The 19,614-nt window shown below is 48.2% G+C and carries 18 protein-coding genes and 1 other annotated feature; all 18 genes read right to left on the bottom strand.

Translation table 11 applies throughout. The features are described 5' to 3' along the window. Window positions 1–32: 32 nt before the first annotated feature. The 18 genes from rplB to nusG all read right to left on the bottom strand — a co-directional run bounded on the left by rplB (window position 33) and on the right by nusG (window position 19,611). Window positions 33–863, bottom strand: a complete 831-nt coding sequence (gene rplB / locus MUG84_RS25285) for a 50S ribosomal protein L2 (protein WP_244730740.1) — start codon at window positions 861–863, stop codon at window positions 33–35. Window positions 864–875: 12 nt separating this feature from the next. Continuing rightward, on the bottom strand, window positions 876–1,169 hold the full coding sequence (gene rplW, locus MUG84_RS25280) for a 50S ribosomal protein L23 (RefSeq protein WP_244730738.1): 294 nt from the start codon (window positions 1,167–1,169) through the stop codon (window positions 876–878). After that, the gene (gene rplD / locus MUG84_RS25275; protein ID WP_244730736.1) at window positions 1,169–1,792 is read right to left on the bottom strand and encodes a 50S ribosomal protein L4; all 624 of its coding nucleotides are present in this window, start codon (window positions 1,790–1,792) and stop codon (window positions 1,169–1,171) included. The genes rplW and rplD overlap by 1 nt, the downstream gene beginning before the upstream one ends. A gap of 26 nt (window positions 1,793–1,818) precedes the next feature. Further along, window positions 1,819–2,442: a 50S ribosomal protein L3 gene (gene rplC / locus MUG84_RS25270; RefSeq protein ID WP_244730729.1), complete on the bottom strand. Its 624-nt coding sequence runs from the start codon at window positions 2,440–2,442 to the stop codon at window positions 1,819–1,821. A gap of 33 nt (window positions 2,443–2,475) precedes the next feature. Further along, on the bottom strand, window positions 2,476–2,784 hold the full coding sequence (gene rpsJ, locus MUG84_RS25265; protein WP_005544556.1) for a 30S ribosomal protein S10: 309 nt from the start codon (window positions 2,782–2,784) through the stop codon (window positions 2,476–2,478). Between the two features lie 428 nt (window positions 2,785–3,212). Then, window positions 3,213–4,403 (bottom strand): elongation factor Tu, encoded by a 1,191-nt coding sequence (gene tuf / locus MUG84_RS25260; protein WP_244730722.1) that lies wholly within the window; start codon window positions 4,401–4,403, stop codon window positions 3,213–3,215. 115 nt (window positions 4,404–4,518) lie between these two features. Further along, window positions 4,519–6,600, bottom strand: coding sequence for an elongation factor G (gene fusA / locus MUG84_RS25255; protein ID WP_244730720.1), 2,082 nt, complete (start codon window positions 6,598–6,600; stop codon window positions 4,519–4,521). Window positions 6,601–6,648: 48 nt separating this feature from the next. After that, window positions 6,649–7,119, bottom strand: a complete 471-nt coding sequence (gene rpsG / locus MUG84_RS25250) for a 30S ribosomal protein S7 (protein WP_127606534.1) — start codon at window positions 7,117–7,119, stop codon at window positions 6,649–6,651. A gap of 43 nt (window positions 7,120–7,162) precedes the next feature. Then, on the bottom strand, window positions 7,163–7,585 hold the full coding sequence (rpsL, locus tag MUG84_RS25245; protein WP_127606536.1) for a 30S ribosomal protein S12: 423 nt from the start codon (window positions 7,583–7,585) through the stop codon (window positions 7,163–7,165). A 168-nt stretch (window positions 7,586–7,753) separates the two neighbouring features. Beyond that, window positions 7,754–8,005, bottom strand: coding sequence for a ribosomal L7Ae/L30e/S12e/Gadd45 family protein (locus MUG84_RS25240; RefSeq protein ID WP_244730712.1), 252 nt, complete (start codon window positions 8,003–8,005; stop codon window positions 7,754–7,756). Between the two features lie 170 nt (window positions 8,006–8,175). Further along, a complete protein-coding gene (gene rpoC, locus MUG84_RS25235; protein ID WP_244730710.1) occupies window positions 8,176–11,790 on the bottom strand; it encodes a DNA-directed RNA polymerase subunit beta' in 3,615 nt (1,204 codons plus the stop codon). 79 nt (window positions 11,791–11,869) lie between these two features. Then, entirely contained in the window at window positions 11,870–15,415 is a 3,546-nt protein-coding gene (gene rpoB / locus MUG84_RS25230) for a DNA-directed RNA polymerase subunit beta (RefSeq protein WP_244730708.1), read from the bottom strand. A 356-nt stretch (window positions 15,416–15,771) separates the two neighbouring features. After that, the gene (locus MUG84_RS25225; RefSeq protein WP_244730706.1) at window positions 15,772–16,377 is read right to left on the bottom strand and encodes a class I SAM-dependent methyltransferase; all 606 of its coding nucleotides are present in this window, start codon (window positions 16,375–16,377) and stop codon (window positions 15,772–15,774) included. A gap of 143 nt (window positions 16,378–16,520) precedes the next feature. Then, entirely contained in the window at window positions 16,521–16,886 is a 366-nt protein-coding gene (rplL, locus tag MUG84_RS25220) for a 50S ribosomal protein L7/L12 (protein WP_244730705.1), read from the bottom strand. Window positions 16,887–16,955: 69 nt separating this feature from the next. Beyond that, window positions 16,956–17,459, bottom strand: coding sequence for a 50S ribosomal protein L10 (rplJ, locus tag MUG84_RS25215; protein WP_244730703.1), 504 nt, complete (start codon window positions 17,457–17,459; stop codon window positions 16,956–16,958). 112 nt (window positions 17,460–17,571) lie between these two features. Further along, window positions 17,572–17,729: a sequence feature (ribosomal protein L10 leader region), on the bottom strand. Window positions 17,730–17,799: 70 nt separating this feature from the next. After that, window positions 17,800–18,492, bottom strand: a complete 693-nt coding sequence (gene rplA / locus MUG84_RS25210; RefSeq protein ID WP_244730701.1) for a 50S ribosomal protein L1 — start codon at window positions 18,490–18,492, stop codon at window positions 17,800–17,802. A gap of 90 nt (window positions 18,493–18,582) precedes the next feature. Then, window positions 18,583–19,008: a 50S ribosomal protein L11 gene (rplK, locus tag MUG84_RS25205; protein WP_160501045.1), complete on the bottom strand. Its 426-nt coding sequence runs from the start codon at window positions 19,006–19,008 to the stop codon at window positions 18,583–18,585. A gap of 69 nt (window positions 19,009–19,077) precedes the next feature. After that, window positions 19,078–19,611, bottom strand: coding sequence for a transcription termination/antitermination protein NusG (gene nusG, locus MUG84_RS25200; RefSeq protein WP_036712536.1), 534 nt, complete (start codon window positions 19,609–19,611; stop codon window positions 19,078–19,080). Window positions 19,612–19,614 lie beyond the last annotated feature (3 nt).

The raw sequence follows: 19,614 nt of genomic DNA, 5'->3' as shown, positions 1-19,614 counted from the left end.
TCGGCACTTCACAAAGTTATGCACAATGTGCATTATTTTGTGCGGCGGCGAACGATATACTTGTCAGAAGCTTTTCCTTTTTTACGCGTTTTGTAACCAAGGGTTGGTTTGCCCCATGGAGACATTGGCGATTTACGTCCGATTGGAGCGCGGCCTTCACCACCACCGTGTGGGTGATCGTTAGGGTTCATAACAACACCGCGTACTTCAGGACGTTGTCCAAGCCAGCGGCTACGACCTGCTTTACCGATCTTGATGAGCTCATGATCTTCGTTACCAACGGAACCGATGGTTGCGCGGCAAACTTTCAGAAGTTTACGAACTTCGCCAGAAGACAAACGTACGGATACGTATTTTTCTTCTTTACCCAGAAGCTGAGCTTCGGTACCGGCTGCACGAACCAATTGTCCGCCTTTGCCAGGTTGCAGTTCGATGTTGTGGATAACAGTACCTACTGGAATGTTTTCCATTGGAAGAGCGTTACCGATTTTGATGTCGGCGCTCGGTCCGGATTCGATCTTGTCTCCAACTTTCAGACCTTTAGGAGCGATGATATAGCGCTTCTCTCCGTCTGCATAGTTGATCAGAGCGATGTTAGAAGTACGGTTCGGATCATACTCGATTGTAGCAACGGTACCTGGTATGCCGTCTTTCGTACGTTTGAAGTCGATGATACGGTATTTACGTTTATGTCCGCCGCCGTGGTGACGAACTGTAATTTTACCTTGGTTGTTGCGGCCAGCTTTTTTGCTAAGCGGTGCAAGCAACGATTTCTCCGGCTGATTTGTCGTGATCTCTTCGAACGTAGACACGGACATGTTACGTCTTGCCGGGGAAGTAGGTTTATACTTTTTAATAGGCACGTGATTTCCTCCTTACTCTACAGATTCAAAAAACTCGAGCGCTTTGCTGTCCTTGCTCAGCGTTACGATGGCTTTTTTCCACTCGGATGTGTATCCGTTGTAGCGGCCATAACGTTTCGGCTTAGCTGGAACGCGCATAGTGGTAACGTTGGTTACTTTCACTTTGAAAATAGACTCAACGGATTGTTTGATTTCGGTTTTGTTGGCACGAATGTCAACTTCGAAAGCATACTTAAGGTCAGCCATATATTCAGCAGTACGTTCTGTAATCACAGGACGTTTGATAATATCACGAGGATCTTTCATTACGCGAGCACCTCCTCTACCTTCTGAACTGCTTCTTTCGTAATGATCAGCTTGTCGTACATTAGTACGTCGAGAACATTAATGCCGTCTGCCGCTACGAATTTCACACCAGGAATATTACGAGCGGAAAGAGCCACATTATCATCATAGCTAGGAGCCACGATCAGAGCTTTACGTTCCACTTTAAGGTTGTTCAAGATCGATGCAAATTCTTTTGTCTTAGGCGTGTTCAGCGCAAGTGCATCCAAAACGATAACGTTATTGTCGATCACTTTGGAAGACAATGCGGATTTGATCGCCAGACGACGAACTTTCTTAGGAAGTTTGAACGAGTAGCTGCGTGGTGTTGGACCAAATACAGTACCGCCGCCTTTCCATTGTGGTGAACGGATCGAACCTTGACGAGCACGGCCTGTGCCTTTTTGTTTCCAAGGCTTACGTCCGCCGCCGCGTACTTCAGAACGACCTTTCACTTTGTGTGTACCGCGACGCAAAGATGCTCTTTGCAGCAATACAGCTTGGTTCATAACATGAACGTTAGGTTCAATACCGAATACCGCATCGTTCAGTTCCAATTCTTCAACTTGGCTTCCGCTGACATTAAACACGGATACTTTTGGCATTTCTTGTTCCTCCTTTCCTTAGGTGATTATTTCTTCACCGTTTCATTGATTTTCACGAAACTGTTTTTAGGGCCTGGGATTGCGCCTTTGACCAGCAGTACGTTGCGTTCTGTGTCAACTTTAACAATCTCAAGCTTTTGAACCGTAACGGTCACATGACCCATATGTCCTGGAAGGCGTTTGCCTTTAGGGACGCGGTTTGCTTGAATGGAGCCCATGGAACCTGGTCCGCGATGGTAACGGGAACCGTGAGCCATTGGTCCGCGGCTTTGTCCCCAACGTTTGATGTTACCTTGGAAACCTTTACCTTTAGAAGTACCAGTTACGTCAACATATTCGCCTTCTGCAAAAATGTCAGCTTTCAGCTCTTGGCCAACCTCGTAAGCTCCGAGGTCAACACCGCGAACTTCGCGAACGTAGCGCTTAGGTGCAGTATTAGCCTTCTTGGCATGACCTGCTTCAGGTTTGTTGGATCTACTTTCTTTCTTATCAGAGAAACCGATCTGGATCGCTTCGTATCCGTCGTTCTCGACATCTTTCTTTTGCAGAACAACACAAGGACCTGCTTCGATAACCGTTACAGGAATTACATTACCTTCTGGAGTAAATACTTGAGTCATTCCGAGTTTTTTTCCTAAGATACCTTTCATGTTGACACCTCTTTTCTCTTCTCAATTCAAAAATTACAATTTAATTTCGATATCTACACCGGACGGCAGGTCCAAGCGCATAAGAGCATCCACAGTTTGTGGAGTTGGGTTCACAATGTCGATCAAACGCTTATGAGTGCGCATTTCGAATTGTTCCCGAGAATCCTTATACTTGTGTACCGCACGGAGAATAGTAATGATTTGTTTTTCAGTTGGAAGCGGAATCGGTCCGGATACACCTGCACCAGAACGTTTCGCAGTTTCAACAATTTTCTCAGCGGATTGATCAAGAATTCTGTGATCGTAAGCTTTCAAACGAATACGAATTTTTTGCTTTGCCATTTTAGTCCCTCCTTCTATCGCCCAATTTGGTATCGGACATACTCCGTGAAAATTTTCTAACACACTGCTCCATGGCAAAGGGGCCGGGTGTGTCAGTAACCTCTCACATCATCGCAACGTCTCAGAACAACATTCATTATTATATAGAAAGAACGGGCACATTGCAAGCTTTTTAATCAAATGAACTTCATTCTTTTCAAATGGATGTGAATCCAGATATATCTAAGCCATTTTGGCAGCCGAACACTTCACCTATCAGGTGCTGTTTTGCCATATCGACTGCTTCCTTCTATATAATAAACAAATGTAACTCGATATCTAAAAAGCAGAAGGCACTTCCCGAAAGAAGCGCCCTCTGTGTCCTGCGTTTACATCACATCGTTACTCGTTCCAACACAATGTTGCATATCGAAAGGCATAAGCCTTTATTATTTAATGATAGTTGCTACCGCACCAGCGCCAACTGTACGTCCACCTTCACGAATAGAGAACTTAGTTCCTTCTTCGATCGCGATTGGAGCAATCAGATTAACTGTTACAGTAATGTTGTCGCCAGGCATAACCATTTCGGAACCTTCTGGCAGGTTGATGATACCAGTTACGTCAGTTGTACGGAAGTAGAACTGTGGACGGTATCCAGTGAAGAAAGGCTTATGACGGCCACCTTCTTCTTTAGTCAGAACGTAGATTTGTGCAGTAAATTCAGTGTGAGGCTTAACTGAACCTGGCTTAGCCAGTACTTGACCACGTTCGATTTGAGCACGGTCTACACCACGAAGCAGGGCTCCGATGTTGTCACCAGCTTGAGCGGAATCAAGCAATTTGCGGAACATTTCTACGCCAGTAACGACGGATTTTTTGGACTCTTCAGCGATACCGATGATTTCGATTTCGTCGCCCACTTTAACAGTACCACGTTCTACACGACCTGTAGCAACGGTACCGCGGCCAGTGATGGAGAATACGTCCTCGACAGGCATAAGGAAAGGCTTGTCAGTGTCGCGTTCTGGAGTTGGGATGTACTCGTCGATGATCTTGAACATTTCAACGATTTTTTGTGCCCACTCGCCAGTTGGGTTTTGCAGAGCTTCACGAGCAGAACCTTGGATGATTGGAGTGTCGTCGCCTGGGAAGTCATATTCGCTCAACAGGTCGCGTACTTCCATTTCAACCAATTCAAGAAGTTCAGCGTCTTCAACCATGTCGCATTTGTTCAAGAATACAACGATGTAAGGAACGCCTACTTGGCGGGACAACAGGATGTGTTCGCGAGTTTGCGGCATAGGGCCGTCAGCTGCGGATACAACCAGGATTGCTCCGTCCATTTGAGCAGCACCAGTGATCATGTTTTTAACATAGTCGGCGTGTCCTGGGCAGTCAACGTGTGCATAGTGACGAGCAGGTGTTTCGTACTCTACGTGTGCAGTAGAGATTGTGATACCGCGCTCGCGCTCTTCTGGAGCTTTGTCGATTTGGTCAAATGCTACAGCAGCACCACCGTAAGTTGTGGACAATACAGTTGTGATAGCAGCTGTCAGAGTAGTTTTACCATGGTCAACGTGACCGATAGTACCGATATTAACGTGCGGTTTGTTACGTTCAAATTTAGCCTTTGCCATTTTGAACAATTCCTCCTTAAATGGAATAATGTTTTGTATGTTTATGCCGACCGGTACTTATGCAGGTTGTCTTGGATGTTGGATGTACCGGTCAGTTTTAAAAACGTTGGTTAGCTTATTCAGCAGAACCTTTGGACTTGGAAACGATCTCTTCAGAGATGTTCTTAGGAACTTCTTCGTAGTGAGACAGTTCCATGGAGAACACGCCGCGTCCTTGGGTACCGGAACGAAGAGTTGTCGAGTATCCAAACATTTCGGACAGAGGCACCTTCGCACGGATGATTTGAGCACCGGAACGGGAATCCATACCTTCGATCCGTCCACGGCGGGAGTTCAGCATACCCATTACGTCACCCATGTACTCTTCAGGGACAGTAACTTCGACTTTCATGATTGGCTCGAGCAGGACAGGCTTACACTTGTCTTTAGCTGCTTTAAGCGCCATGGAACCGGCAATCTTAAACGCCATTTCATTGGAGTCGACATCATGGTACGAACCGTCTACGATTGTAGCTTTAACGTCTACAAGCGGGAAGCCGGCGAGGACACCATTTTTCATGGCTTCCTCGATACCATTCAGTGCAGGCTGAATGTATTCTCTTGGTACGGAACCACCGACGATTTTGCTGTCGAATGTGCTGCCAGTACCTGCTTCGAGAGGTTCGAACTCAACCCATACGTGACCGTATTGACCACGACCACCGGACTGACGTACGAATTTACCTTCGACGCGAGCTGGTTGACGGAAGGTTTCGCGGTAAGCAACCTGTGGTTTACCCACGTTGGTTTCTACCTTGAATTCACGACGCATACGGTCAATGATGATGTCGAGGTGAAGTTCACCCATACCAGCCAAGATGGTTTGGCCAGTCTCTTCATCTGTATGAGCACGCAGCGTAGGATCTTCTTCTGTCAATTTGCCCAAAGCAACGCCCATTTTGTCTTGATCGGCTTTGGTTTTTGGTTCTACGGCAATCTCGATAACCGGATCCGGGAAGTTCATGGATTCCAGGATTACCGGAGATTTTTCGTCGCAAAGCGTGTCCCCTGTACCTGTATCTTTCAGACCTACGGCAGCTGCAATATCACCGGAGTAAACTTCGCTGATTTCTTGGCGGCTGTTCGCATGCATTTGAAGAATACGGCCGATACGTTCACGTTTGCCTTTGGTTGCGTTCAATACGTAAGAACCGGATTGAAGAATACCGGAGTATACGCGGAAGAACGTCAATTTACCAACGTAAGGGTCAGTCATGATTTTAAATGCCAAAGCTGCGAACGGTTCTTCGTCGGAAGAATGACGTTCAACTTCAGTTCCGTCTTCCAGGTGACCCTGAATGGATGGAACGTCAACAGGAGCTGGCAGGTAATCGATAACGGCATCCAGCATCAGCTGAACCCCTTTGTTGCGGTAAGAAGAGCCGCAGATAACCGGGAAGATTTTAACTTCTACAACACCTTTACGGAGTGCAGCTTTCAGTTCAGGAATAGTGATTTCTTCACCTTCCAGATACTTCATTGTCAAGTCCTCGTCGAGTTCTGCAACTTTCTCGATCAGTTCTGCGCGAAGTTCTTCGACTTTGTCTTTGAACTCTGCTGGAACTTCGATTACTTCGATATCTTGACCCAGGTCATCCTTGAACATATGCGCCTTTTGCTCAATGATATCGATAATACCTCTGAAGTCGTTTTCCGCACCGATTGGCAGCTGAATTGCAACTGCGTTCGCTTGCAGACGGTCGTGCATATCCGCAACTACGTTCAGATAGTCGGCACCGATGATGTCCATTTTGTTCACGTATGCGATACGTGGTACGCCGTAACGGTCAGCCTGTCTCCATACAGTTTCAGACTGAGGCTCAACGCCCTCTTTCGCACTAAAAACACCTACTGCCCCATCCAATACACGAAGGGAACGTTCAACTTCAACAGTGAAGTCAACGTGCCCCGGGGTGTCAATGATATTTACGCGGTGACCTTTCCAAGAAGCGGTCGTCGCAGCGGAAGTAATCGTGATCCCGCGCTCCTGTTCTTGTTCCATCCAGTCCATTGTTGCCGCACCTTCGTGAACTTCACCGATTTTGTGCGTACGGCCTGTGTAGAACAAGATCCGCTCTGTGGTGGTCGTTTTACCAGCGTCAATATGCGCCATGATCCCGATATTGCGTGTATTTTTCAAGGAGAACTCTCTTGCCATGAAAATAGTCTCCCTTCAAAATTGAAGTGTAATATGTTGAACTGAATCCTACCAGCGGTAGTGTGCAAACGCTTTGTTCGCTTCAGCCATTTTGTGTGTGTCTTCGCGTTTCTTAACGGAAGCGCCTGTGTTGTTGGAAGCATCGATGATCTCTGCTGCCAAACGCTCTTCCATGGTTTTCTCACCGCGGTTGCGGGAGTAGTTTACGAGCCAACGAAGACCGAGAGCAGTACGTCTCTCTGGTTTTACTTCGATTGGTACCTGGTAGTTGGCACCGCCGACACGGCGAGCTTTAACTTCCAGAACTGGCATGATATTTTTGATAGCTGCTTCAAACACTTCCATAGGATCTTTACCAGTACGTTCTTGAATCAACTTGAACGAATTGTAAAGAATGCTTTGAGCAACACCTCTTTTACCATCCAGCATAATGCGGTTGATCAGACGAGTAACCAGCTTGCTGTTATACACCGGATCTGGCAGCACGTCTCTTTTGGTAACTGGACCTTTGCGTGGCATGGATATCCCCCTTTCTCATCATGTTTAATTCTTATGGAATCCATTAGGATTTTTTAGCTTTAGGACGCTTAGCGCCGTATTTGGAACGAGCCTGCATACGGTTGTTCACACCAGCTGTATCAAGTGCGCCGCGAACGATGTGGTAACGTACACCCGGAAGGTCTTTTACCCGTCCACCGCGAACCAATACCACACTGTGCTCTTGCAGGTTGTGTCCGATCCCCGGAATGTAAGCAGTCACCTCAATGCGGTTCGTCAAGCGAACACGGGCATATTTACGAAGTGCGGAGTTCGGTTTCTTCGGAGTCATTGTACCTACACGGGTGCAAACCCCACGTTTTTGAGGAGCGCTCAAATCCGTATCTTCACGCTTCAAAGCGTTATATCCTTTCTGCAGAGCAGGGGACTTCGATTTGTAGATTTTTGCTTGACGTCCTTTGCGAACTAGTTGGTTAATTGTTGGCATTCTAGCCACCCCCTTCCAATATGATTATTCTCCTTACAAACCATTTTTTAAGTCCACAGACCCAGGTGGTTCATAAAAGAACAAATGAAAAGTTTTTGCCGAGAGAATTTAAGCCTTCTCCAACAAAAACGTTCCTTACAGATTGAACATATTGTCCATTCCATATCACTATGGTTTAATGATGGCAGCCATTGCTGCACCCACTTCAATACCGCATGCTTTCCCCAAATGCTGCATGGTGTCCACATAGGTGATCTTCACGCCGTGCTTGTTGCACAGGCCTTCGATCTTGGAAATGAGCCGGTTTTCCGCATCTTCAGCCACATAAACTTCTGCGGCTTGGCCTAACTCCACGAGCTTCATGGTTTGTTTGGCCCCGATCTTTACATGAGCATCCTGTAATCCTTTATCATTAGACATCTTTTACGACTCCTCCAAAAGCACAGGGATGTTGCCGCTCACGCACCTTTGATATATTAGCACCTGCGCTGAGCGATGTCAAGAACTTCAACAGAAAATCATTGAAAAGCTTTCGCGAAGGCAGCACGGCTGCCCGGCCACCCTCGCAACTCGCTCTCCATATTCTCGACTTATTCTACAGAAGCAGTTTCGAGCTCTTTAGAGCTGTCATTTTCCGCATTCGGATCATCGAATTTGACGCTGCGGTAACGGTTCATACCTGTACCTGCAGGGATCAATTTACCGATGATGACATTTTCTTTCAGGCCGAGCAGCTGGTCGACTTTGCCTTTGATGGCAGCGTCTGTCAACACGCGCGTTGTTTCCTGGAAGGATGCGGCAGACAGGAACGAATCAGTTTCCAGGGAAGCTTTGGTGATACCGAGCAGTACAGGTTTGGCAACAGCCGGTTCCTTGCCGCTCAGAATCGCTTCTTTGTTCGCTGCTTCGTATTCATGCATATCGCTGAAAGCGCCAGGCAGGAGCGTTGTATCCCCGGCATCTACGATCCGGATCTTACGCAGCATCTGCTTGATCATAACTTCGACGTGCTTGTCGTTGATTTCTACGCCCTGATTCCGGTATACGCGCTGAACTTCCTGAAGGATGTAGTTCTGCACGCCGCGGATCCCTTTGATGCGCAGCATTTCTTTAGGGTCGATCGAACCTTCGGTCAACTCGTCGCCAGCTTCGATTTCCTGTCCTTCGCTTACGCGCAGACGGGAACCGTAGGTAACGGAGTAGGTTTTCGTTTCCGCTTCCCCTTGAACTTCGATCTCGCGGCGGTCTTTACCTTCACGGATCTCTTTAACCACGCCATCAATTTCACTGATGGTTGCTTGACCTTTCGGATTCCGGGCTTCAAAGAGCTCCTGGATACGCGGAAGACCCTGGGTGATATCGTCACCTGCTACGCCGCCTGTATGGAACGTACGCATGGTGAGCTGGGTTCCCGGTTCGCCGATGGATTGGGCAGCGATGATGCCGACTGCTTCACCGATTTCGACGAATTTACCCGTAGCCAGGTTCCGTCCGTAACACTTCTTACATACGCCATGACGCGCACGGCAGCTGAGCACAGAGCGGATTTGCAGCTTGGTAACGCCGGAATCTACGATCAGGTTCGCTTTGTCCGAATCGATCAGTTCGTTGCGGTGAACCAGAATTTCTTTGGTTTCCGGATGGCGAACGGTCTCGAAGCAGTAACGGCCTTCGATACGATCGTAAAGATCCTCGATAACCTCTTTACCGTCTTGAATACGGCTGACGGTGAAGCCTTTATCCGTTCCACAGTCTTCCTCGCGTACAATCACGTCCTGCGCAACGTCAACCAGACGACGGGTCAAGTAACCCGAGTCAGCGGTACGAAGCGCCGTATCCGCCAGACCTTTCCGCGCGCCGTGCGTGGACAAGAAGTACTCGAGGACGGTCAGACCTTCACGGAAGTTTGATTTGATTGGGAGTTCGATGATCCGACCGGATGGGTTGGCCATCAGACCCCGCATACCGCCCAGCTGGGTGATCTGCGATTTGTTACCCCGTGCTTTGGAGTCAACCATGAGCATGATGGAGTTGAAACGGTCCATCGATTTCATGAGGACTTCCGTAATATCGTCTTTGGCTTTGGACCAAATGTCGATGACACGGTCATAGCGTTCTTCGTTGGTAATCAGACCACGACGGTATTGGTTCGTTACAACCGCTACCTTGTCGTCGGATTCCTTCAGGATCGCTTGTTTTTCATCAGGCACGATAACGTCCGCTACCGCAACCGTTACGCCGGCACGGGTCGAATATGTGAATCCGAGCTGTTTGATTTTATCCAAAATAACGGAGGTTTCCGTTGTATGGTAAATCTCGAAGCAGCGAGCAATGATTTGTCCGAGGTATTCTTTACCTACAGCGCTGCTGATAGGCAATGCGAACATGCGCTCACGGATATCCGCGCCTTTTTCATAAACGAAATATTTCTCAGGCGTTCCGTTGAACAGATTGTCGCGGGTTGCTTCGTTAATGTACGGGAAGCTGCTTGGGAAAATTTCGTTGAAAATGATGCGTCCAACAGTCGTCAAGAGCATTGCGTCTTGCTGCTTCTCGGTAAAGCTGGTTTTACCCAGTGCTTTAACCGGAATCGCAACACGGGCGTGCAATCCTGCTGTACCGCGTTGGTAAGCCGATACGGCTTCATTCACGGAGCGCAGGATCATGCCGCTTCCCTTCTCTTCCTTGTTATCCATCGTCAGATAGAAAGAACCAAGGACCATATCCTGGGAAGGGGTAACGACTGGTTTACCGTCTTTAGGGTTCAGGATGTTACCAGATGCCAGCATCAGAATGCGGGCCTCGGCCTGAGCTTCAGCAGACAGTGGAACGTGAACCGCCATTTGGTCACCGTCGAAGTCGGCATTGTACGCCGTACATACGAGCGGGTGAAGACGGATCGCGTGGCCTTCAACCAGGATCGGTTCGAACGCTTGAATACCCAAACGGTGAAGCGTCGGTGCGCGGTTCAGCAGTACTGGGTGTTCTTTAATGACTTCTTCGAGTACATCCCATACATCCGGACTTACACGTTCAACTTTCCGTTTAGCGCTCTTAATATTATGAGCAAGGCCTTTATTGACCAGTTCTTTCATAACAAACGGTTTAAACAGTTCCAGCGCCATTTTCTTCGGCAGACCGCATTGATACATTTTCAGGTACGGTCCAACGACGATAACAGAACGGCCGGAGTAGTCAACACGTTTACCGAGCAGGTTTTGACGGAAACGTCCTTGTTTACCTTTCAGCATATGGCTGAGGGATTTGAGCGGACGGTTACCAGGACCTGTTACAGGACGTCCGCGGCGGCCGTTATCGATCAGCGCGTCGACAGCTTCCTGCAGCATCCGTTTTTCGTTCTGTACGATGATGTCCGGAGCACCGAGGTCAAGCAGGCGCTTGAGACGATTGTTACGGTTGATTACACGGCGGTACAGGTCATTCAGGTCAGACGTTGCGAAACGTCCGCCGTCCAGTTGTACCATCGGACGAAGTTCCGGAGGAATAACCGGAAGAACATCCATGATCATCCATTCAGGCTTGTTGCCGGAATTACGGAATGCTTCGATCACTTCAAGGCGTTTGATCGCACGGTTACGACGCTGGCCTTGAGCGGTACGAAGCTCCTCTTTCAGGAAATCGAGTTCTTTCTCCACATCGAGGTCCTGAAGAAGTTTCTTGATGGCTTCAGCACCCATGCCTGCTTGGAATCCGTAGCCGTATTTCTCACGGTAGCTGCGGTATTCTTTTTCAGACAAAAGCTGTTTCTTCTCCAGAGGCGTATCTCCTGGATCCGTTACAACATAAGATGCAAAGTAAATGATCTCTTCCAGAGATCTTGGAGACATATCCAAAGCGAGACCCATACGGCTCGGAATGCCTTTAAAGTACCAGATATGGGATACGGGAGCTGCCAGCTCAATATGGCCCATCCGTTCGCGACGAACTTTCGCACGGGTTACTTCGACGCCGCAGCGGTCGCAGACAACGCCTTTGTAACGGACACGCTTATATTTACCACAATGGCATTCCCAGTCTTTTTGCGGTCCAAAAATACGTTCGCAGAACAGGCCTTCTTTCTCCGGTTTCAGCGTACGGTAATTGATGGTTTCCGGTTTTTTTACTTCTCCGCGGGACCATGAACGAATTTTTTCCGGGGATGCAAGCCCGATTTTCATGAATTCGAAATTGTTTACGTCCAACAAGGAGCAACCCTCCTAGTCCTATTGTTTTAATCCGAGAATGAGGCAGACGGGTTAGCCCCGTCCGCCGCCACTCACGAACTTATTCCACTCCGACTTCCGCGCCTTCTAGATTGAGGCTCAGCTTATCGCCTGCAGTCTCATCTTCATCATCGAGCTCTTTCATCTCGATTTCCTGCTCGTCGCCGCTCAAGATCTTCACATCCATACCCAGAGACTGAAGCTCTTTGATCAAGACCTTGAACGATTCAGGAACACCTGGCTCCGGAACGTTCTCGCCCTTGACGATGGATTCGTACGTCTTCACCCGGCCGACAACGTCGTCGGATTTGACGGTGAGGATTTCCTGCAGCGTATATGCGGCGCCGTAGGCTTCCAGCGCCCACACTTCCATCTCACCGAAGCGCTGACCGCCGAACTGAGCTTTACCACCCAGAGGCTGCTGCGTAACGAGAGAGTAAGGACCTGTCGAACGGGCATGGATTTTATCGTCAACCATGTGCGCCAGTTTGATCATGTGCATGACGCCAACCGTAACTTCGCGTTCAAATCTTTCGCCAGTACGTCCGTCATACAGCACGGTCTTACCATTGCGCTGCATGCCTGCCTCTTCCATCGTGTCAAACACGTCATACTCATTGGCTCCGTCGAATACCGGCGTTGCCACGTGAATGCCAAGCTGCATGGCCGCAAAGCCCAGATGGACTTCGAGCACCTGCCCGATATTCATCCGCGAAGGTACGCCCAGCGGGTTCAGCACGACCTGTACAGGCGTACCGTCCGGCAGGAACGGCATATCTTCTTCCGGAAGGATACGGGCCACGACCCCTTTGTTACCGTGACGCCCGGCCATTTTGTCACCCTCAGAGATTTTACGCTTCTGAGCAATGTACACACGAACCAGTTGATTTACGCCAGGAGGCAGCTCATCGCCGTTCTCGCGGGTAAACACTTTAACGTCAACGATAATACCGTCACTACCATGCGGTACGCGGAGGGACGTGTCGCGAACTTCGCGGGCTTTCTCACCGAAGATCGCGTGCAGGAGACGTTCTTCAGCCGTCAGTTCCGTAACACCTTTAGGAGTTACTTTACCAACCAGAATGTCGCCGGCGCTGATTTCGGCACCGATGCGGATTATGCCGCGCTCGTCGAGGTTCTTGAGAGCATCTTCACCAACGTTTGGAATATCGCGGGTGATTTCCTCAGGTCCGAGCTTGGTATCACGTGCTTCGGATTCATATTCCTCGATGTGAATCGAAGTATATACGTCCTCTTTAACCATCTTCTCGCTCAGCAGAATGGCATCCTCGTAGTTGTAACCTTCCCAGGTCATGAACGCAACGACAACGTTGCGGCCCAGGGCCAATTCACCCATCTCTGTGGAAGGTCCGTCTGCCAGAATGTCGCCTTTCTTCACGATGTCGCCTTTTTTGGCGAGCGGACGTTGGTTGATGCACGTTCCTTGGTTCGAACGCATAAATTTGTGTAATTTATGTTTAACGATATCGCCCTTCACTTCTTTGCCGTCCACGTTTTCGATCCGGCGTACCCAGATCTCGTCCGCACTCGAACGTTCCACAATGCCATCATGCTTAGAAACGATACATACGCCCGAATCCTTCGCCGATTTGTGTTCCATACCTGTTCCGACAAGCGGAGCTTTAGGAATCAACAGTGGCACAGCTTGACGCTGCATGTTCGATCCCATCAGCGCACGGTTAGAGTCATCGTTCTCGAGGAACGGAATGAGCGCCGTTGCGACGGATACCACTTGTTTAGGGGATACGTCCATGTAGTCAACACGTTCGTTTGGCATCGGCAAGATGTTGTCGGACTGTTTGTTGTAGCGGACGATAACCATTTCTTCCGCAAACGTTCCGTCTTCATTAAGTACCGCGTTTGCCTGAGCGACTACATAGTTGTCTTCTTCGTCAGCCGTCAGATAGTCGATATGATCGGTTACGACGCCTGTCTTCGGATCAACCCAACGGTACGGAGCTTCGATAAAGCCGTACTCATTAATACGGGCGAATGTAGACAGGGAGTTGATCAAACCGATGTTCGGACCTTCCGGCGTTTCGATTGGACACATACGGCCGTAGTGACTGTGATGGACGTCACGGACTTCAAAGCCCGCGCGTTCACGCGTCAAACCGCCGGGTCCGAGTGCAGACAGACGGCGTTTGTGCGTCAGCTCAGCAAGCGGGTTCGTTTGGTCCATAAACTGTGACAGCTGGGAGCTTCCGAAGAACTCTTTAATGGATGCAATCACAGGACGTATGTTAATCAGCGCCTGTGGCGTGATGACATTCGCATCCTGGATCGACATTCTTTCACGAACCACACGTTCCATACGGGACAGACCGATACGGAACTGATTCTGAAGCAGTTCACCAACAGAACGCAGACGACGGTTACCAAGGTGGTCAATGTCATCCGTGTTGCCGATGCCGTGCAGCAGATTAATAAAGTAACTGATCGAGGAAATAATATCAGCAGGCGTAATATGCTTCACCGTTTTATCGATGTTGGCATTCGCGATGACTTTAATTACTTTTCCGTCCTCAATCGGAGAGAACACATCAATGCTTTGCAGCGGAATGTCGTCCGCATCCAGCACGCCGTTGGCTACATGGTAGGTTTTGTGTCCAGCCATATTGTCCAGATGAGGTAGAATCTCATCGAGCAAACGGCGGTCAACCATCTGTCCTGCTTCCGCAATGATCTCGCCCGTCTGGGTGTCGATCAGCGTTTCAGCAAGGCGTTGGTTGAAGAGACGGTTCTTGATATGGAGCTTTTTATTGATTTTATAACGGCCGACGTTGGCCAGATCATATCGTTTCGGATCAAAGAAACGCGCTACGAGGAGACTTTTTGCGTTATCCAGCGTAGGCGGTTCGCCTGGACGGAGGCGTTCGTAAATTTCAATGAGCGCTTTTTCCGTAGAATCGGTATTGTCTTTGTCCAGCGTATTGCGGATATATTCGTCGTTGCCAAGCAGGTCCAAAATCTCGGCGTCGCTGCCGAAACCAAGCGCCCGAAGCAAAACGGTAACCGGAATTTTACGGGTACGGTCAATCCGGACATACATAATATCCTTCGCATCCGTCTCCAGTTCAAGCCATGCGCCGCGGTTAGGAATAACTGTCGCGCCGTATGTCTTTTTGCCGTTCTTATCGACTTTCGTACTGAAGTAGACGCTAGGAGAGCGTACCAACTGGCTGACAATGACCCGTTCTGCGCCATTGATAATAAATGTACCGGTCTCCGTCATCAGAGGGAAATCCCCCATGAATACTTCCTGTTCTTTGACTTCTCCGGTCTCTTTGTTGATGAGCCGTACCTTCACCCGTAGAGGTGCTGCATACGTCACGTCGCGTTCCTTTGCGTCATCGACGGTGTATTTAGGTTCACCAAGGCTGTAGTCAATGAACTCCAGCACCAAATTTCCCGTAAAATCCTGAATTGGCGAGATATCCTGGAACATTTCGCGCAATCCTTCCTCCAAAAACCATTCGTATGATTTCTGTTGGATTTCGATCAGGTTCGGAACCTCTAGTACTTCATTAATTCGCGCATAACTTCGCCGAGTGCGTCGACCATACTGAACAAGATGTCCTGCCAACTTTAACTCACCCCTCATGTCTACTCACTTCAAAAATTGATTGCGAACCTCTGTTTGGAACCTTATAATGGATTCATGCAGAGGATTCATCCACAAATAAAGAAAAGCCCTCACCCGAATGCTTTCGAACAAAGAGCAACTTATCCATGGTCTTCCTAGCTAAACACGGAAGTGACTTCATATCCTGTAGATTTGCCCAAAATGTACATATTATACGTGAACATGCCTTCGTTTATGCATCTCTCCGCATAAAGCTATTGACATTTCAGTCAACTAAAGACAAGAAGCCTATCCTAATACTGACATTATATAATAATATCACATCAGTAATTTCAAGTCAATAGTCCTATTGCACATTATTTAGAAGTTTTTATAGCCTTAAAAATTCGGTAGCCTTTATCCTTCGTTACTTCCTCTACCCGTCCAAACAAACTTTCAAGCTTCGCCTTAGCTGAAGGAGCTCCCTGCTTCTTCTGGATGACAATCCACAACGCTCCCCCATCCCGCAAATGCGCATGGGCTTGTTCAAAAATCGCATGCACGGTTTCTTTCCCGGCACGGATCGGCGGATTCGTAAGCACGACATCAAAGCTTTTCCCCTCTACGGCCGCAAGCAAGTCACTTTCCAAAATGGTCACGTTTTGAATGCCGTTAAGCTTCGCATTTTCCTTGGCCAATTCAACCGCACGGGAGTTCACATCAAGCATGGTCACATGACCGTTACCTGCCAGCTTTGCCGCAGAAAAACCAATCGGGCCATAACCGCAGCCAACATCCAGAACTTCCGCATCCATCGGAATATCCAACGCCTCTATAAGCACCTTACTGCCGTAGTCAACGCCCTTTTTGGAAAATACACCGGCATCGCTGATAAAACGGAAGGTTAGTCCGCGCAAATGTTCTTCCAGTTGACGCCGATCATGGCTGGCCTCCGGCTGATTTGAGTAATAATGCTGTGACATGCCCGTCCCTCCGTATTCTCGTCTTGTATTCACAGAATTCCCCGATCTAATGAAGTTCAGACTTGAGGAAATCCTGTTTTTACAAAAACAAACCCCTTGAGAATTCAAGGGGTTTGTTATGTTTAACACCGCTTAAGAAGGAATTACTTCACTTCTACAGCAGCGCCTGCTTCTTCCAATTTAGCTTTGATGGATTCAGCTTCTTCTTTACCCACTTTTTCTTTCAGTGGTTTTGGTGCGTTGTCAACGAGGTCTTTAGCTTCTTTCAAGCCAAGGCCAGTGATTTCGCGAACTGCTTTGATAACGTTGATTTTGGAAGCACCAGCGCTAGTCAATACAACGTCGAATTCGGATTGCTCTTCAGCTTCAGCTGCGCCAGCGCCGCCGCCTACCATAGCTACTGGAGCTGCAGCAGTTACGCCGAATTCCTCTTCAATTGCTTTAACAAGATCGTTCAGTTCCAAAACAGACATACCTTTGATTGCTTCCAAGATTTGCTCTTTACTCATGGTTGAACCTCCATTTTATAATAAAAGTTTTTTGTGGTTGTACTTCATACTGCATGAAGAATCAGGTACTTACGCGCCTTGTTCTTCTTTCTCTGCAACGGCTTTAACTGCAAGCGCGAAGTTGCGCATAGGAGCTTGAAGCACGCTGAGGAGCATGGAAAGGAGACCTTCGCGGGATGGCAGTTCTGCCAGCGCTTTGACTTGGTCAACGCCAACTACACGGCCTTCGACCACGCCACCTTTCAATTTCAATGCATCGTTCTTCTTAGCAAAATCGTTAAGGATTTTAGCTGGAGCTACGGCGTCATCCGCACTGAAAGCAATCGCTGTAGGACCAGTCAATACTTCGTCCAATTCAGACAGCTCAGCAGCAGCGGTAGCGCGGCGCAGCAATGTGTTTTTCAACACTTGGAATTCAACGCCAGCTTCACGAAGCTGCTTACGCAGTTCAGTCACCTGGGAAACGTTCAATCCACGGTAGTCAGCTACAACGGTACTTGCACTATCGCGCAATTTGGCTGTTACAACATCTACCGCTTCTTGTTTCGCTTGAATCACTTTTGCGTTTGCCATGTCTACACCTCCTGAAAAATTCACTGTCCTCGGCATCCGGAGGATCCGGCCTGCCGGGACATTCTGCAATAGTTTGGATAAGAAGTCTGAGTACTTCCCATCCCTACTAATTCTAGGCAAGTAAAAAGCCTCCGTAGAATCACGAAGGCCTGATGAATGATGATTGTCCGAAACGCATTCGCAGCAATCATCTATATTCTATCACAACACCTCGGTAGGAAATTAAGCCTTGAGGGCACCTACTGTCTACGGTAAGCATATTCAACTTTAATGGTCAGCTGTTTAACAACAACTTTTACATAATATCAGATAACGTGACAAAAGTCAACATTAACTTTTATTATCTGAAAGTAGCTGTGTTCACGCGTGCGCTCGGTCCCATCGTCGAGGATACTGCGATCCCTTTCAGATAAACACCTTTTGCAGCAGCCGGTTTAGCACGGTTGAGTGCGTCGATGAGAGCTTTGAGGTTCTCATTCAGTTTAACCGCATCAAAAGATACTTTACCGATTGGAGCGTGAATTTGACCTGCTTTATCCAGACGGTATTCGATTTTACCAGCTTTGATTTCTTGAACAGCTTTGGAAACATCGAATGTAACTGTACCTGCTTTAGGGTTAGGCATGAGGCCTTTACCACCGAGCAGACGACCCAGTTTACCGACTTCACTCATCATGTCAGGTGTAGCTACACAGACATCGAATTCGAACCAGCCTTGTTGGATTTTGTTGATCATGTCCTGATCGCCAACATAATCCGCGCCAGCCGCTTCCGCTTCCTTCGCTTTATCACCTTTTGCAAATACCAGTACGCGTTGTGTTTTACCTGTGCCGTGAGGCAGTACAACGACACCGCGAACAGCCTGGTCTTGTTTACGCGGGTCTACGCCCAAACGAACTGCAACTTCAACGGTCTCGTCGAATTTAGCAGTCGCAGCCTTTTTCACAAGCTCAACGGCTTCTGCCGGCTCGTAAAATGCTTCGCTGTCAATCAGCTTGGCAGACTCAACATATTTCTTACCATGTTTCGCCATGTTTGTTCCTCCTTTGTGGTTTTAACGGAAATTCCTCCCACATGTGCCGGTCATGCTTGACCGGTTGTCGCAGAAAAACCGAAATAAAAATTAGTCTTCGATATTGATACCCATAGAGCGGGCAGTACCTTCAACCATACGCATAGCAGCTTCAACGGAAGCAGCGTTAAGGTCAGGCATTTTAGTTTCAGCGATTTCACGAACCGCGCTACGTTTAACAGTTGCCACCTTTTTCTTGTTAGGTTCGCCGGAACCCTTCTCGATTTTTGCAGCTACGCGAAGCAGAACTGCAGCCGGTGGAGTTTTAGTGATAAACGTAAAAGAGCGATCTTCAAATACCGAGATTTCAACCGGAATAATCAGACCAGCTTGATCAGCAGTACGAGCGTTGAATTCTTTACAGAATGCCATGATGTTGACACCCGCTTGACCCAATGCTGGACCTACTGGTGGAGCCGGATTCGCTTTACCTGCAGGGATTTGCAGTTTCACCATTTTGATTACCTTTTTTGCCATGTAAGACACCTCCTTAAAAAGTGGTTAACGGGACTAAGGTTGCCCCTCCCACAAGAAACCTGAAGAATTTTATATCTTCTCCACTTGAGTATAATCGAGCTCAAGCGGGGTTTCCCGTCCAAACATGTTAACGTGAACTTTGAGCTTGCTCTTGTCGGCAAGAATTTCTTCTACAGAGCCTACAAAATTCGCAAACGGACCAACCTTGATGCGCACGGATTCCTTGATGTCGAATTCAATCTTCGGTTTAGGTTCTTCCATACCCATATGCTTCAGAATCTGATCAACTTCTTCTGGAAGCAATGGTGTTGGCTTGGATCCTGAACCCGTCGATCCGACGAATCCAGTAACTCCAGGCGTATTGCGTACAACATACCAAGAGTCGTCAGTCTGGATCATTTCAACCAAGACATATCCGGGGTAAACTTTTCTCATGACGGTCTTTTTCTTACCATCCTTGTTTACCACTTCTTCTTCCATCGGAACAAGAACGCGGAAAATCTTGTCTTCCATGCCCATGGACTCAACGCGCTTCTCCAAATTGGCCTTGACTTTGTTCTCATACCCGGAATAGGTATGAACAACGTACCATCTTTTTTCCATAGT

This window comes from Paenibacillus mangrovi (genome assembly GCF_022898935.1).
In the GTDB taxonomy this organism is placed as follows: Bacteria; Bacillota; Bacilli; order Paenibacillales; family Paenibacillaceae; genus Paenibacillus_AQ; species Paenibacillus_AQ mangrovi.
The sequence above is the reverse complement of the archived record's forward strand: the minus strand, read 5'-3'. Positions and strand labels throughout refer to the sequence as shown.